Below are 14,994 nucleotides of genomic sequence, written 5' to 3' on the forward strand. Positions count from 1 at the left end.
CGAAATGCGCGGCAGCCGCGATCTCGGGCTGACGCGTGCCCCAGTGCCGGACATCACGCGTCGCCCTCGCCGGTGTCGTCGTTGTTGAAGAACTGTCGGCCGAGCACGGCGCCAAGCACCACGACGCCGCCGATCAGCGCGACGCGCCAGCCCTTGCGCGAACCGGCGAGCTTGGCCGCCAATGGGGCCAGCAGCGGCGCTGCCATCATCGCGGTTGCTGCGACGGGAGGGCCCGGGCGACGGCGGTTCTTCAGGTAGAGTGCGATACCGAGCGCGACCAGCGCGACCAGTAGAAGCCCGCCGGCGATATAGAGGCTCGCCGCCACCGTGCCGTGCTGCAGCGCCAGATGCGAATGCAGTGCGTTGAGTGCATAGCCCGCAGCGCAGAACATCAGCAGCGCCGCAAAGCCCATCAGCACGTAGACGGTCACGTTCCGCCGGACGGCGCCGGAAATCTCCGACGCGATGAAGCCGCCGAGTCCCCCTGCCATCGATTCAGCGTGCCGACAGGAAGCCGACGAACAGGCCGACCGCAGCCGCAAGCCCGAGCGCACGCAGCGGCCGCTCCCGGATTTCCTCCTCGATCAGATGCTGAAGATCAGTCGCCTGTTCCTTGGCGACCTCGACCATGCGGTCTGTGTCGACGCCAGCCGAACGCAGGCGCTCGCCGACGGTTGCGACCAGGTCCTCTGCGCCGCGGGAGAGGCTGTCCTCGATCGCGCCGGCTTCGTGCTTGGTTGACGCCGCGACCCGGCGCGCTTCCGCCGCGATGTTCTCGCTGCCGGCGACAGCCTCGTCCTTTGCCCGCTTGGCGGACGCTGCGGCCTGGCGCTTTGCGGAACTGGTGGGGCTGGTGGCCATGTCGCTGATCCCTTGCCTGTATCGGTCTGTTGAACGGGTCCGAAAGGGCGCTACCACCCCTGCCGGACGAGCCTTGGGGCAACGCATCGAGGCCGCTCGGGTTCCGGAAGGCCCTATCCGGGTCGGCCGTCGCCACGGTGGCTGTCTCTGGATCGGCGCCCGCTCCGCCCGCATGGCAGCGGGCGACATCCTCTCGCACAGCATGGCCGCGAGCGGGGCCGAAGTCGAGAGGGGGCCGGTGTCGACAGGAACCCGGGCGACCCGATGCCCATGCGAAATCGAGAGCCGCGCCGAGCGGGACTGGCTGTTCTGCCTCGAGCCTAGTGCGCCTCGTCCCAGTTGCCGGCCGCGCGCGCCTCGACCTGGAGCGGTACGCGTAGCTGGACTGCCGGATGCGGCGCCTCGACCATGACCTTCGTGATCACGGGAAGGGCAGCCTCGACTTGGGCATCCGGCACCTCGAAGACCAGTTCGTCATGCACCTGCAGCAGCATGCGGACATCGAGCCTCGCCGCGGTCAGCGCATCTTCCATCCGGATCATCGCGCGGCGGATGATGTCGGCGGCCGAGCCCTGGATCGGTGCGTTGATCGCCTGGCGCTCGACGAAGGCGCGCTCGGACGGGTTTTTCGAGGCCACCGCCGGGAAATGGCAGACGCGGCCGAAGATCGTCTCGACATGGCCGTTGGTGCGCACGAAGGTCTTAGTCTGGTCCATATAGTCGCGGATGCCGGGGAAGCGCTCGAAATACTTCCGGATATAGGCGCTCGCCTCCTCGCGGCCGATGCCGAGCTGGTTCGCCAGGCCGAAGGCAGAGATGCCGTAGATGATGCCGAAATTGATCGCCTTTGCGCGGCGGCGCACCTCGCTCGGCATGCCCTCGACCGGGACGCCGAACATCTCCGACGCCGTCATTGCATGGATGTCGACCCCGTCGGCGAAGGCCTGCCGCAATTGCGGGATCTCGGCGATATGGGCGAGCAGCCGGAGCTCGATCTGGCTGTAATCGGCCGAGACCAGCTTGTATCCCTTTTCGGGAATGAAGGCCGTCCTGATCTTGCGTCCGGCCTCGGTGCGGATCGGGATGTTCTGCAGGTTCGGCTCGGAGGAGGAGAGCCGGCCCGTGGTCGTCGCCGCCAGGGCGTAGGAGGTGTGCACGCGCTGGGTCTGCTGGTTCACATAGGCCGGCAGCGAGTCGGTGTAGGTCGATTTCAGCTTGGCGAGTTGGCGCCATTCCAGGATTTTCGACGGCAGCGGATGCCCCTGCTCGGCCAGATCCTCGAGCACGCCCGCGCCCGTGGCCCATTGTCCGGTCGCCGTCTTCTTGGCACCGGCAAGGCCCATCTTGCCGAACAGGATGTCGCCGAGCTGTTTGGGTGAGCCGATCGTGAACTTCTCGCCGGCGAGCTCGTAGATCTCATCTTCGAGCCGGGCCAGCGACTGGGCGAAATCGCCGGAAAGCCGCGACAGGATCTGCCGGTCGATGGCGATGCCGCGCGCCTCCATCCGGGCGAGCACGGCGACCAGCGGACGCTCCAGCGTCTCATAGACCGTCATCTTGCTCTCGGCGGCGAGGCGCGGCTTCAGCGTGCGCCAGAGCCTGAGCGTCACGTCGGCATCCTCGGCGGCGTAGTCGGTCGCCTTGTCGAGCGCGACCTTGTCGAAGCTGACCTGCGCCTTGCCGGTGCCGGCGACCTGCCCGAACGTGATCGTCTCATGGCCGAGATGCAGCTCGGAGAGCTTGTCCATGCCGTGGCTGTTGTTGCCGGCATCGAGCGCATAGGAGATCAGCATCGTGTCCTCGATGGGCGCGACCTCGAGGCCGTAGCGCTTCAGCAGGACGAGATCGTATTTGAGGTTCTGGCCGATCTTCAGCACGCCCGGATCGGCGAGCAGCGGCTTGATCGCCGCGATCGCCTCGGCCAGCGGAATCTGGCCCTCGACCATGCCGCCGCCGAAGAGGTCGCTGCCGCCGCGATGCTGCAGCGGGACATAGCAGGCCCGCCCCGGCGCCACGGCCATCGAGATGCCGACGAGGTCCGCCTGCATCGGGTCGATGGCGCTGGTCTCGGTGTCGATCGCGACATGGCCGGCCTCATAGGCCCAGCCGATCCAGCGCATCAGCGAATCCAGGTCCCGGACGCATTCATAGGCGCTCCGGTCGATCTTCTGGGCGAGGACCTCGTTCTTGCGGGACGCGGCGAGATCGGCCGGTTGCATCCAGCCATCGCCGCCCGGCGCGGCGCCTGCCGGCTGCGCGGGTGCGAGCGGATCGAGCGTAGCGGGGACCGCCGGACCGTCCGTGGTCGCCTCCGCGCCGGCATAGAGCGCCTTGAGTTCCGCGGCGCGCGAGCCGCCGGGAGCGAGCGCCGGGTCGGCATCGATGGCGGCGACGTCGGCCTCGTAGGCTTCGGCGACGCGCTTGGTGATGGTGGTGAACTCCATCGCCTTGAGGAAGGCGATGAGCTTGCCGGGATCGGGTTGCGACAATGTCAGATGCGACAGCGGCGTCTCGACCTTGACGTCGTCGACGAGGCTGACGAGCTTGTGCGAGATGCGGATCTTCTCGACGATCTCGGGATTGGTCAGCGTCTCCCTACGCTTCGGCTGCTTGATCTCGCCGGCGCGGGCGAGCAGGGTTTCGAGATCGCCATATTCGCCGATGAGTTGGGCGGCCGTCTTGATGCCGATGCCGGGTGCGCCGGGAACATTGTCGGTGGCGTCGCCCGCCAGCGCCTGGACGTCGGTGACCTTGTCTGGCGTCACGCCGAAATACTCGACGACCTCGGGCTCGCCGATGCGGCGCTCGGGCCGGAAGCCGGCGCCCTTCTTCTGGTCGCCCGAGGCCGGATCGTACATGGCGACGCCGGGGCCGACGAGCTGCATCAGATCCTTGTCGGCCGAGACGATCAGCACCTCGGCGCCGGCCTCGCGGGCCTGCTTCGCATAGGTCGCGATCAGGTCGTCGGCCTCGTAGACGTCCTGCTCCACCGGCAGGAGCCCGAAGGCCCTGACCGCTTCGCGCATCAGCGGAAACTGCGGGATGAGATCGGGCGGCGGATCGGAGCGATTGCCCTTGTAGGCCGGATAGATCGCCTTGCGGAACGAGTTCTCCGACTTGTCGAAGACGATGGCGAGATGGGTCGGCCTGACGCCGAGCACGCCGTCGCGCACGAACTGGAACAGCTTGGTCGCGAACAACCGGACCGCGCCCGAGGGCAGTCCGTCCGAGCGGGCATTGTATTTCCGGTCCTGGTTGATCGACTGGAAATAGGCCCGGAAGATGAAGTTCGAGCCGTCGACCAGGAAGAGATGGTCGCCGGGCTTCAGGTCCGGGGCGGTGGGGGCTGTCTCGCTCATGGCGCGGACCATAAGCGGGCGGCGGCGGCCGGTCCATCGCGCGGATGGGGCGATTCGCAAGAAGCTGTCAGGAGCGGCGGCGCTCGCGCTGCATTGCCGGGAAGAATGCGGGTCTAGCGGAAAGGCGGCTCGTCGAAGCTGCGCAACTTGCGCGAATGGATCGTGCTGCCGGCTTCCTTGAGCTTTTCCAGCGCCGCGAGCCCAATCTTGAGATGCTCGCCGACGGCGCGCTCGTAGAAGGCATTCGCAGCACCGGGCAGCTTGATCTCGCCATGCAGCGGCTTGTCGGAGACGCAGAGCAGCGTGCCATAGGGCACGCGCAGGCGGTAGCCCTGCGCGGCGATGGTGCCGGATTCCATATCGACCGCGATCGCCCGCGACAGGTTGATCCGCCGGCGTTCCTTGGTCCAGCGCAGCTCCCAGTTGCGGTCGTCCTGCGTCACCACGGTGCCGGTGCGCAGGCGGTTCTTCAGCCGCTCGCCCTTCTCGCCGGTGACCTCGGCCGCAGCCTGCTGCAACGCGACTTGCACCTCCGCCAGCGCCGGGATCGGGATGTCCGGCGGCACCAACTCGTCGAGGATGCCGTCCTGCCGCAGATAGGCATGGGCGAGCACATAGTCGCCGATGATCTGCGTCTGCCGCAGCCCGCCGCAATGGCCGACCATCAGCCAGCAATTCGGCCGGAGCACGGCCAGATGGTCGGTGATGTTCTTCGCGTTCGAGGGGCCAACGCCGATGTTGACCAGCGTCACCCCGTCGCCGCTCTCGCGGAGCAGGTGGTAGGCGGGCATCTGGAAGCGATGCCAGGGCGCGGACATAACGCGCTCGGCGGCGCTGACGTCGATGCCGTCGCGGTCGATCCGGATGCCGCCCGGCGTGACCAGAGCCAGCGCCGTCCCGGCCTCGATCTCCGCCAGTGCCAGCCGCACGAACTGGTCGACATAGCGGTGGTAATTGGTCAGCAGCACCCAGGGCTGGACCGAACGCCAGTCAGTGCCGGTGTAGTGCACCAGCCGGCGCAGCGAATAATCGACCCGCACCGCGTCGAACAGCGAGAGCGGCCGCGGCTCGCCCTCGACGATGTCGAAGGTGCCGTCGGCGATCTCGTCACCGACGAGAGCCAGCAGCGGCGTCGGGAAGTGGCGCGCAAGCTCGACGGCCGTCACCTTGCCGCGACCGAATTCATCGCCGCCATCGAGCGCGTAGGGGTAGGGGATTTCCTGCGTGCTGACCCCGGTCTCGATCGTCGCGCCATAGTCGTCGACCAGCGGCTGCAATTGGTCGAGCAGGTAGCTGCGGAACTCGCCGGGCTGCGTCACCGTGGTCGAGTAGATGCCGGAAGCGGCGAATTTGGCGTAGCCCCGCCGCGTTGCCGCCGGAAGTTTCGAAGGCTCGTAGGTGACGCGAAGCAGCGGGTAGCGATAGCGCGCCCGCTCTTCCGGGGTTGGGGCCTGCCCCGTCTCGAAGAAGCGCTGCAAGTCATCGCGGAGCGCCGCCCACGCCTGGGCGTAGAGCGCCTTGAGCCGGTCGACGGCTGCGGCAGGGGAGGCGGCGGTCTCGAACGTCATGGGCGGGAGCGTCCTCTCGTTCGAACGAGCTTTAGAGCATCGGTCCGAAAAGTGGCATGCGGTTTTCGGGAGAAGCCGATGCGAGATCAAAGATCTAGAGCATCGGCCGGCAAAGTGGAACGCGATACCGAGAACAAAGCCGGTGTAAAAACAAGGCGCTAAGCCGATGCATCGGGGGGAGCGCTGCCATCGCCGTCATGCTGACCGCGCCTTCCGCGTGACAGCTGCCAGCTTCTGACGCCGCGCCTTGGTTGACTTAGGGGCGGCTCGCATTTACTAAACCAATAAGTTAACTGATTATGCGATCCCGGCGCCGAGGCGGCTGGATCAGGGAAGCAAGATGCTGAAGACCATTCTGGTTGCCGGGGCCGCCCTGGCCTTTGTCGCGATCGCCCTCGTGTTGATCCTGGCTGCGATGAAGCCGGACACTTTCCAGGTCCGGCGCTCGATCGCCATCGACGCCCCGCCCGAGCGCATCTATCCGCTGATCGCGGACTTCAAGGCCTGGGGCGCCTGGTCTCCCTGGGAGAAGAAGGACCCGGCGCTGAAGCGCAGCCTCAGTGGCGCCGAGAGCGGAGTGGGCGCGCGCTATGCTTGGGACGGCGACAAGAATGTCGGTCGCGGCAGCATGGAAATCGTCGAGGCGCAGCCATCGTCGAAGATCGCGCTCAAGCTCGATTTCATCGCACCCTTCGAGGCTCACAATGACGTCGTTTTCAGCCTTCAGCCTGAGGGCCGCGCGACGACGGTGACCTGGACCATGATCGGGCCGACGCCGTTTCTCGGCAAGGTCATCCATGTCTTCATGGACATGGACCGCATGGTCGGCGGCGATTTCGAGGCCGGCCTAGCCGCGATGAAGACGGCGGCCGAGCGGCCGGCCTGAACCGATTCAAGAAGCAACCGCAGGGAAAGGAAACGAGCGATGAAAGCCGAACCGCAGAAGGAACATGCCTGGCTCCAGCAACTCGTCGGCGAGTGGGAGAGCGAGATGACCTGCTCGATGGGCCCGGACCAGCCGTCTTCGACGACGAAGGGCAAGGAGAGCGTGCGTTCGCTCGGCGGACTCTGGACCGTCGGTGACGGCGGCGGCGAAGCTCCGGACGGCTCGCACTGCACGACGCTGATGACGCTCGGCTTCGATCCGGCAAAGGGGCGTTTCGTCGGCACCTTCGTCGCCTCGATGATGTCGATGATCTGGCACTATGAAGGTTCGCTCGAAGCCGACGGCAAGACCCTGACGCTGGAGACCGAGGGGCCAAGCATGGCGGGCGACGGTTCGATGTCGAAATATCGCGACATCATCACCTTCCTGAGCCCTGACCACCGAACGCTCACCTCGAAGATGCCGGGCGAGAACGGCGACTGGACCGAGTTCATGACCACCCATTACCGCCGCAAGGCCTGAGGCAACCGCAGAGCAGGAGGAAACGACGATGAAGCTCGCCACATATCTGCTGTTCGAGGGCAATTGCCGCGAGGCCTTCACACTTTACGAGAAGGTTCTCGGCGGCAAGCTGACCGCGATGATGGACCATCGCGGGACGCCGGCCGAGGAGCATGTCCGGGAGCAGTGGAAGGACAAGATCCTCCACGCCTGCCTCGAGATCGACGGCCAGATGCTGATGGCTTCCGACGCCCCGCCCGACCGCAGCGACGGCCCGATGCGTTCGGTTTCCGTCAGCGTGACCGTCAAGAGCCCCGAGGAGGCCGACCGTATCTTCAATGGCCTGGCCGACGGGGCCAAGATCAACATGCCGATGGCTGAGACGTTCTGGTCGCCGCGCTTCGGCATGTTGAAGGACCGCTTCGGGACCGACTGGATGGTCGGGGTCGAGATGCCCGCCGACCAGGCGAATTGCGGCTGACAAAGCCCGTCATTCTCGGGGGAGGCGCAGCTTCGACCCGAGAATGACGGGAGACTAGGGCTTTCCGAGCATGACGCATCCTTGGCGATGCGGAGCGCGCCAACGCGCATGGACTTGGACCTTGCCTGCCCGCTAAAGCTGTCCCGACAGAGAGCATCCGGGAGGCCGCCATGGCTTATGAGACCATTCTCGCCGAAACCAAGGACAGGGTAGGGCTTATCACCCTCAACCGTCCGCAGGCGCTGAACGCGCTGAACGGCCAGCTCATCGCCGAGATCAACATCGCGCTCGACGGCTTCGAGAAGGATCGCGAGGTCGGCTGCATCGTCCTGACCGGTTCGGAGAAGGCCTTCGCCGCCGGCGCCGATATCAAGGAGATGCAGGCCCGGACCTATCCGGAGACCTATCTCGACGACAAATTCGCCGATTGGGACCGCATCGGCCAGCGCCGCAAGCCGATCATCGCCGCGGTCGCGGGCTTCGCGCTGGGCGGTGGCTGCGAGCTTGCCATGATGTGCGACTTCATCATCGCCGCCGACAACGCCAAGTTCGGCCAGCCGGAGATCAATCTCGGCGTCATCCCGGGCGCCGGCGGCACGCAGCGCCTGACGCGGGCCATCGGCAAGGCCAAGGCGATGGACCTCTGCCTGACCGGCCGCATGATGGATGTGCAGGAGGCCGAGCGCGCCGGGCTCGTCGCCCGTATCGTCCCCCTTGCCGATCTGATGGCCGAGGTGATGAAGGCGGCCGACGCCATCGCCGCCAAGTCGCTCCCCTCGGTTCTGATGGCCAAGGAGACGGTCAACCGCGCCTTCGAGGTGACGCTGGCCGAGGGCGTGCGCTTCGAGCGCCGGCTGTTCTCCTCGCTCTTCGCCACAGCCGACCAGAAGGAAGGCATGGCCGCCTTCGCCGAGAAGCGGAAGCCCGATTTCAGGAATGCGTGAACCGGTGTGCGCCGGTCGGCTCCGCCCGCGCGCGCTACCGATCACACTCAACGCATGGCCGGGTCGTCGATCTTTGACTTGAACCCGGCCGCTCCCTGCTGACACGATGCGCCATCGCCAGCAGGATGAAGTTGATGACCGCCGCAGCCCGTATCGCCGCCCCAGAGGGCGTGACACTCCCGACCTATGCCGATGTCGAGCGCGCCGCAGAGCGTCTCAAGGGCGTCGCACATCATACCCCGGCGCTGAGCTCGGCCACGGCAAACCGGCGCACCGGCGCGAGCCTGGTCTTCAAGGCCGAGAACCTGCAGCGCATGGGCGCCTTCAAGTTCCGCGGCGGCTACAACGCCATTTCCGCGCTGACGCCCGAGCAGAAGAAGGCCGGGGTGCTGACCTTCTCCTCTGGCAACCATGCCCAGGCCATCGCCTATGCCGGCAAGCTGCTGGGCGTGCCGACCACCATCATCATGCCCGAAGACGCTCCGCAGGCGAAGGTCGAGGCCACCCAGGGCTATGGCGGCGAGATCATCCGCTACGACCGCTACACGCAGGACCGCCTCGAGATCGGCGGCCGCCTCGCCACCGAGCGCGGGCTGACGCTGATCCCGCCTTTCGACCATGCCGATGTCATCGCCGGGCAGGGCACGGCGACCAAGGAACTGATCGAGGATGCCGGTCCCTTCGACATGCTGTTCGTCTGCCTCGGCGGCGGCGGTCTGCTCGCCGGCGCGGCGCTGGCGGCCAAGGCCCTCAACCCGGAATGCCGGATCTTCGGTGTCGAGCCCGAGGCCGGCAATGACGGGCAGCAGTCGCTGCGCTCGGGCAAGATCGTCAGGATCGGCGTGCCGAAGACCATCGCGGACGGGGCGCAGACAGCCTTCCTGGGCGATCTGACCTTCCCGATCATCCAGGCGCTGGTCGACGACATCGTCACCGTCAGCGATGCCGAACTCATCGACACCATGCGGTTCTTCGCCGAGCGGATGAAGCTCGTCGTCGAGCCGACCGGCTGCCTTGCCGCGGCGGCGGCGCTGACCGGCAAGGTGCCGGTCGAGGGCAAGCGCGTCGGCGTGATCATCAGCGGCGGCAATGTCGATCTGGCGAGTTATGCCCGCTTTCTCGCCTCCGCCGAGTGAGGGCAGGCAGCGGCGGCGCGATTTCAAAGCGCTGCCTTTCGAATCTGCGTTGACGCGGGCGTAGCTTGAGATTATACGCCATCCACTCGCGACGGCCCGCGCAAGCATCGGCTGTCGCTCACGCATTTCCATTACGGTTGCGTTCGGTGCCCGCCAGGCCAATGCCAGGCGTCCGGTCGCGATGCAGCACACGAGGACGTACCGATGGCCAATACGACGTCGGCGAAAAAGGCGACGCGCAAGATCGAGCGCCGCACCGAGGTCAACAAGGCGCGCCGTTCGCGGATGCGCACCTTCCTCCGCAAAGTCGAGGAGGCGATCGCCTCCGGCGACAAGGGCGCCGCCTCCGAGGCTCTGAAGGCCGCCCAGCCGGAGATCATGCGCGCTGCCCAGAAGGGCATCGTTCACAAGAACACCGCCTCGCGGAAGGTCTCGCGTCTCGCGCATCGGGTTGGCGCTCTCGCCTCCTGATTGCAGTCTGCGACCCCGTGTGGGACACTGAAAAAGCCCGGCCTCGCGCCGGGCTTTTTTGTTGCCCGTAAGCCGGCTTGTTGCGATTCCGCAACAGCGCTCCAGCGACGAAAACTGAGGCCCCGAGGGGCTGATTCCGCAAGCTTTCCGCCGCTTTACGGGGTTGACTCCATGGAGCGTTTCAGGGCGGCAAACAGGCCGATCGGGGCCGTTTTGCCGCGCAGCGAAAGCGCTTATTTTTCATGAGTTTAGCGGGCAAAGGAATTCTCTTTCGGGAATCGTGGCGACTCTCGGGCACCCTGCCTGGCGCCTCCGAAAAAAAGATTCGGGCGCGGGGCTGGGCGGCCTTCGTGAAGAAAATCTTAAGTTCCCCAACCTATTGGCGGTCGGCCACCGGCAGGCCGCGAAGGCCTTCGCCGGGGCGGCCATCGGGGAGCTGATCGAGGGGGTATTGCAGCCCGTCGAGAGCGCCCTGTAAGGTCCTTTTCAACGCCGGTCGGACAGCGATGGCCGCCCGGCATTTCCACAAGATTATCGGTTCTGGCTCGCGACCTGGAGGTTGGAGGATGCGGCTCTTTGTCTTTTGAGTTGAGATGAAGTGCGGCGACGCCTTCCGGCGAGCCTTTCAAGCGTAATCGATCACCATCGGGCCGGAACACCGGCGAGCGCTCGCGTTCGCTGGAACCCTGGTCCTTTGACCGGACAAAACAGCGCCGGTGGGGCGGTCACTGCGGTGGCTCGCTTCTCCAGGCGCGCGAATGACTGAAGGAATGGGGCAGATGATGTTCGAACGGCGGCAGACAAGCGAGGGTGTCGAGGTTGTGGCGTCGTCGATGGTGGCAACACTTGCGGAGCCGGCCCGGCAGCCGGCAGCCGAGGTGCCCGCTCTGCAGGCCTCGCCGTCCGATGCCTGGGACCGTGTCCGGCGGCGCCTGCGGGCGGAGCTCGGCGAGGACGTGTTCTCGAGCTGGTTCGCGCGCGTCGAGCTCGGCGGCATCGTCGACGGTGTCGCTTATCTGACCGTGCCGACCCGTTTCCTGAAGAGCTGGCTCGAAGCGCATTACGCCGAGCGGCTGCGGGTCAACTGCATGGCCGAGCTGCCGGGCCTGAACGGGATCATGCTGTCCGTGCGCCAGGTCTCCCGCGACGCAACCCAGGCTCCGGCCGAGATCGTGCCGCTGCGCAGCCGGCCGGCTGCTGTAACCTCCCCCGAGGCCAGGCCGGCCCCGGCCGAGATCGCCGCGGAACCCTGCGAGCGCGATCTCGTCGATGCCTGTGGCACGATGCTCGACCGCCGCATGAACTTCCAGGCCTTCATCGTCGGCAAGTCGAACCAGCTTGCTTTTGCGGCGGCCGAGCGCATCGCCGCCGCCCCGGCCGGTACCGCGCCCTATAACCCGCTCTACATCCATGCCGGCGTCGGCCTCGGCAAAACGCATCTGCTCCAGGCGATCGCCCAGGAGGCGCGCGGCCAGGGCAAGCGCGTCGCCTATTTCACCGCCGACCGTTTCATGTACGGCTTCGTCGCCGCGCTGAAGTCGCAGACGGCACTCGCCTTCAAGGAGAAGCTGCGCGGCATCGACCTGCTGATCGTCGATGACGTCCAGTTCATCCAGGGCAAGTCGATCCAGCAGGAGTTTGGCCACACGATCAACGCGCTGATCGATGCCGGCAAGCAGATCGTCGTCGCCGGCGACCGTCTGGCCAATGATCTCGAGGCGCTGGACGAGCGCATCCGCTCGCGTCTTGGCGGTGGGCTCGTGGTCGAGGTCGGCGATCTCGACGAGGCGCTGCGGGCCAGGATCCTGGCGAGCCGGCTCGAGGCGCTGCACGCGGCCCATCCGAATTTCCACGTCAATCCCGATGTCGCCGCCTATGTCGCGCGCGTCGTCGCCACCAATGGCCGCGATCTCGACGGCGCCGCCAACCGGCTGCTCGCCCATGCCACGCTGTCCGGCCAGGCGGTCACGCTGGAGACGGCGGAAGCCGCGATCCGCGACCTGGTCCGGACCCGCGAGCCGCGCCGCGTCAAGATCGAGGACATCCAGAAGCTGGTCGCCACCCGCTACAATGTCAGCCGCGCCGACATCCTCTCCGAGCGCCGCACGGCCGCCGTGGTCAAGCCGCGCCAGATCGCGATGTATCTCTCCAAGGCACTGACGCCGCGCTCTTTGCCCGAGATCGGCCGGCGCTTCGGCGGCCGCGATCACACCACGGTGCTGCATGCCGTGCGCAAGATCGAGAAGGCGATCACGGAGGATCGCTCGCTCCATGACGAGGTCGATCTGCTGAAGCGCATGCTGCAGGAGTGAGAGCCGGCGCCGTTCGCCTTGCGGACGGCGCTTTGGCTCGCCCGCCCCGTTCCGGGCCGTGCCGCCTTTGGCTGTGATTGGGACGGTCGCTGCCCTTGCGCCTGTCGCCGCCGTCCGGCAATGTCGCGGGCCCCTTCCGTCGCCCGCACAACCGTGGCGGGCGCCAGCACGCCAGAAGATCCGAAGCCGATGAAGGTCACCGTCGAACGTTCCACGCTGCTCAAGTCGCTGGGCCACGTGCATCGCGTGGTCGAGCGCCGCAACACCATCCCGATCCTCTCGAACCTGCTGCTCAGCGGCACGGAAGCCGGGCTGAAGCTGAAGGCGACGGATCTCGACATCGAGGTGGTCGAGACCGTGGCGGCGGATATCGCCGAGCCCGGCGCGACGACCGTTCCGGCCCATACCCTCTACGACATCGTGCGCAAGCTCCCTGACGGTGCCCAGGTCTCGCTCGAGACGAGCGGCGATACCGGGCTCGTGCTGCGCTCGGGACGTTCGCGCTTCCAGCTGCAGACACTGCCTGAGAGCGATTTCCCCGACATCACCGCCGGCGAGATGGCGCATCGCTTCTCTCTGCCGGCCGGCGAGTTCAAGCGCCTGATCGACAAGACCCAGTTCGCGATCTCGACCGAGGAGACGCGCTACTACCTGAACGGCATCTATCTCCACACCATCGATGTCGATGGCCGCCCCGTGCTGCGCGCCGTCGCCACCGACGGCCACAGGCTTGCTCGCGTCGATACCGCGGCGCCCCAGGGCGCCGCCGGCATGCCGGGCGTGATCGTGCCGCGCAAGGCCGTCTCCGAGATCCAGAAGCTGCTGGAGGATGGCGAGAGCGAGGTCACGATCGAGCTTTCCGCGACCAAGATCCGCGTTGCCACTGCCGATGTCGTGCTGACCTCGAAGCTGATCGACGGCACCTTCCCCGACTATCAGCGCGTCATTCCCGCGGGCAACGACAAGCGCCTGACCGTCGACAAGGGCGATTTCGCGGCCTCGGTGGATCGCGTTTCGACGATCTCTTCGGAGCGAGGCCGGGCGGTGAAGCTCTCCATGGCCGATGGCCGGATGACGCTTTCCGTGACGAACCCGGATTCGGGCTCGGCGACCGAGGAGATCGAGGTCGATTACGATGCGAGCCCGCTCGATATCGGCTTCAACGCCCGCTACCTGATGGACATTGCCGCCCAGCTCGACGGCGACACGGCGTTGCTCAAGCTCGCCGATCCCGGCTCGCCGACGGTGATCCAGGATCGCGAGGGTGCGTCCGCGCTCTATGTGCTGATGCCGATGCGCGTCTGACGCGGCGGCCATGGCCGCCGTCGCGCGCCTGATCCTCCAGGATTTCCGCTCTTACAAGGCCCTCGATCTGGCGATCGGGGGCCAAATCGTTGCGCTGGTCGGCGAGAACGGGGCGGGCAAGACCAATATCCTCGAGGCTCTTTCACTGTTTTCGCCCGGCCGCGGCCTGCGCCGCGCCGATCTTGCCGACATGGCCCGCCTCGACGGCGACGGCTCCTTCGCTGTCTCGGTCGCCCTGGGTGATGACGGCTCGCGGCTCGGTGTCGGCCTGGGCCCCGCCGATGCCGAGGGCAAGCGGGCGCGGCTCGCCCGGATCGACGGGGCGCCGGCGGGCTCGGCGCTCGCCTTCAGCGAACACGCCCGGGTGGTCTGGCTGACGCCTGATCTCGACGGCTTGTTCCGGGGCGCCGCCGGCGACCGCCGCCGCTTCCTCGACCGGCTGGTCCTGGCGGTCGATCCGGCCCATGCGACGCGCTCGAACGCCCTCGAGCGGGCGCTGCGCTCGCGCAACCGCATCCTTGAGGAGAACCCCGGGCAGGCGCAATGGCTCGACGCGATCGAGCGCGAGATCGCCGAGCTCGGCGTTGCGGTCGCGGCGGCGCGGGCCGAGACGGTCGCCAGGCTGTCGGCGATCATCACCGAGACACGCGACGAGGGCTCGCCCTTTCCGCATGCCGGGATCGCGCTTTCGGGCGAGATCGATACGCTGGTGGCACGCGGCGCCGCGCTCGATGCCGAGGACGGCTACCGCGCCTTGCTACGCCAGGGCCGCGCCCGCGATCGTGCGGCGGGTCGCACGCTGACGGGACCGCAGGCCTCCGACCTCGAGGTGCGCCACGGCCCCAAGGGCATTCCCGCAGGACAGGGCTCGACCGGCGAGCAGAAGGCGCTGCTGATCGGGCTCGTCCTCGCCCATGCCCGACTGGTCGCCGCCATGAGCGGGCTCAAGCCCCTCGTCCTGCTCGACGAGATCGCCGCCCATCTCGATCCGCGCCGGCGTGCGGCGCTCTACGAGGTGCTGACGGGGCTCGGTTGCCAAGTCTGGATGACGGGTGCCGACCCGGCATTGTTCGGTGACCTGCCGGCCGGATCGCAGCGGATCAGGGTCGAATCCGGGCGCGCACGGACGGAATAGGCTGGATTTGGGGCCGTCGCTGCGGCAAACCCTCA

At 67.0% G+C, this 14,994-nt stretch carries 13 protein-coding genes; 9 read left to right on the top strand and 4 right to left on the bottom strand.

Going from position 1 to position 14,994, the window contains the following annotated elements; translation table 11 throughout:
* Positions 1-53: 53 nt before the first annotated feature.
* From ASE63_RS10890 to ASE63_RS10905, 4 genes are all read right to left on the bottom strand, one after another.
* Positions 54-491, bottom strand: a complete 438-nt coding sequence (locus ASE63_RS10890) for a hypothetical protein (RefSeq protein ID WP_056800810.1) — start codon at positions 489-491, stop codon at positions 54-56.
* 4 nt (positions 492-495) lie between these two features.
* Entirely contained in the window at positions 496-861 is a 366-nt protein-coding gene (locus ASE63_RS10895; protein ID WP_056800811.1) for a hypothetical protein, read from the bottom strand.
* A gap of 320 nt (positions 862-1,181) precedes the next feature.
* Positions 1,182-4,220 (bottom strand): DNA polymerase I, encoded by a 3,039-nt coding sequence (gene polA / locus ASE63_RS10900; RefSeq protein WP_056800886.1) that lies wholly within the window; start codon positions 4,218-4,220, stop codon positions 1,182-1,184.
* Between the two features lie 113 nt (positions 4,221-4,333).
* The gene (locus ASE63_RS10905; RefSeq protein ID WP_056800813.1) at positions 4,334-5,788 is read right to left on the bottom strand and encodes an AMP nucleosidase; all 1,455 of its coding nucleotides are present in this window, start codon (positions 5,786-5,788) and stop codon (positions 4,334-4,336) included.
* A gap of 340 nt (positions 5,789-6,128) precedes the next feature.
* Here ASE63_RS10905 and ASE63_RS10910 point away from each other — a divergent pair, with 340 nt between their 5' ends.
* The 9 genes from ASE63_RS10910 to recF all read left to right on the top strand — a co-directional run bounded on the left by ASE63_RS10910 (position 6,129) and on the right by recF (position 14,959).
* Complete coding sequence (locus tag ASE63_RS10910) at positions 6,129-6,674, top strand: SRPBCC family protein (RefSeq protein WP_056800816.1); 546 nt, start codon at positions 6,129-6,131, stop codon at positions 6,672-6,674.
* 39 nt (positions 6,675-6,713) lie between these two features.
* Positions 6,714-7,196, top strand: a complete 483-nt coding sequence (locus ASE63_RS10915; RefSeq protein ID WP_056800818.1) for a DUF1579 domain-containing protein — start codon at positions 6,714-6,716, stop codon at positions 7,194-7,196.
* A 28-nt stretch (positions 7,197-7,224) separates the two neighbouring features.
* Positions 7,225-7,656, top strand: a complete 432-nt coding sequence (locus ASE63_RS10920; RefSeq protein WP_056800820.1) for a VOC family protein — start codon at positions 7,225-7,227, stop codon at positions 7,654-7,656.
* Positions 7,657-7,826: 170 nt separating this feature from the next.
* A complete protein-coding gene (locus ASE63_RS10925; protein WP_056800822.1) occupies positions 7,827-8,600 on the top strand; it encodes an enoyl-CoA hydratase in 774 nt (257 codons plus the stop codon).
* Positions 8,601-8,734: 134 nt separating this feature from the next.
* A complete protein-coding gene (locus ASE63_RS10930) occupies positions 8,735-9,736 on the top strand; it encodes a threo-3-hydroxy-L-aspartate ammonia-lyase (RefSeq protein ID WP_156410299.1) in 1,002 nt (333 codons plus the stop codon).
* Between the two features lie 204 nt (positions 9,737-9,940).
* Positions 9,941-10,207, top strand: a complete 267-nt coding sequence (gene rpsT / locus ASE63_RS10935) for a 30S ribosomal protein S20 (protein ID WP_056800826.1) — start codon at positions 9,941-9,943, stop codon at positions 10,205-10,207.
* 782 nt (positions 10,208-10,989) lie between these two features.
* Entirely contained in the window at positions 10,990-12,519 is a 1,530-nt protein-coding gene (dnaA, locus tag ASE63_RS10940; RefSeq protein WP_082609839.1) for a chromosomal replication initiator protein DnaA, read from the top strand.
* A 189-nt stretch (positions 12,520-12,708) separates the two neighbouring features.
* Positions 12,709-13,824, top strand: coding sequence for a DNA polymerase III subunit beta (dnaN, locus tag ASE63_RS10945; protein WP_056800890.1), 1,116 nt, complete (start codon positions 12,709-12,711; stop codon positions 13,822-13,824).
* Positions 13,825-13,834: 10 nt separating this feature from the next.
* Complete coding sequence (gene recF / locus ASE63_RS10950; protein WP_056800829.1) at positions 13,835-14,959, top strand: DNA replication/repair protein RecF; 1,125 nt, start codon at positions 13,835-13,837, stop codon at positions 14,957-14,959.
* Positions 14,960-14,994: the final 35 nt, after the last annotated feature.

The organism is Allobosea sp. Root381 (genome assembly GCF_001429395.1).
GTDB lineage: Bacteria > Pseudomonadota > Alphaproteobacteria > Rhizobiales > Beijerinckiaceae > Allobosea.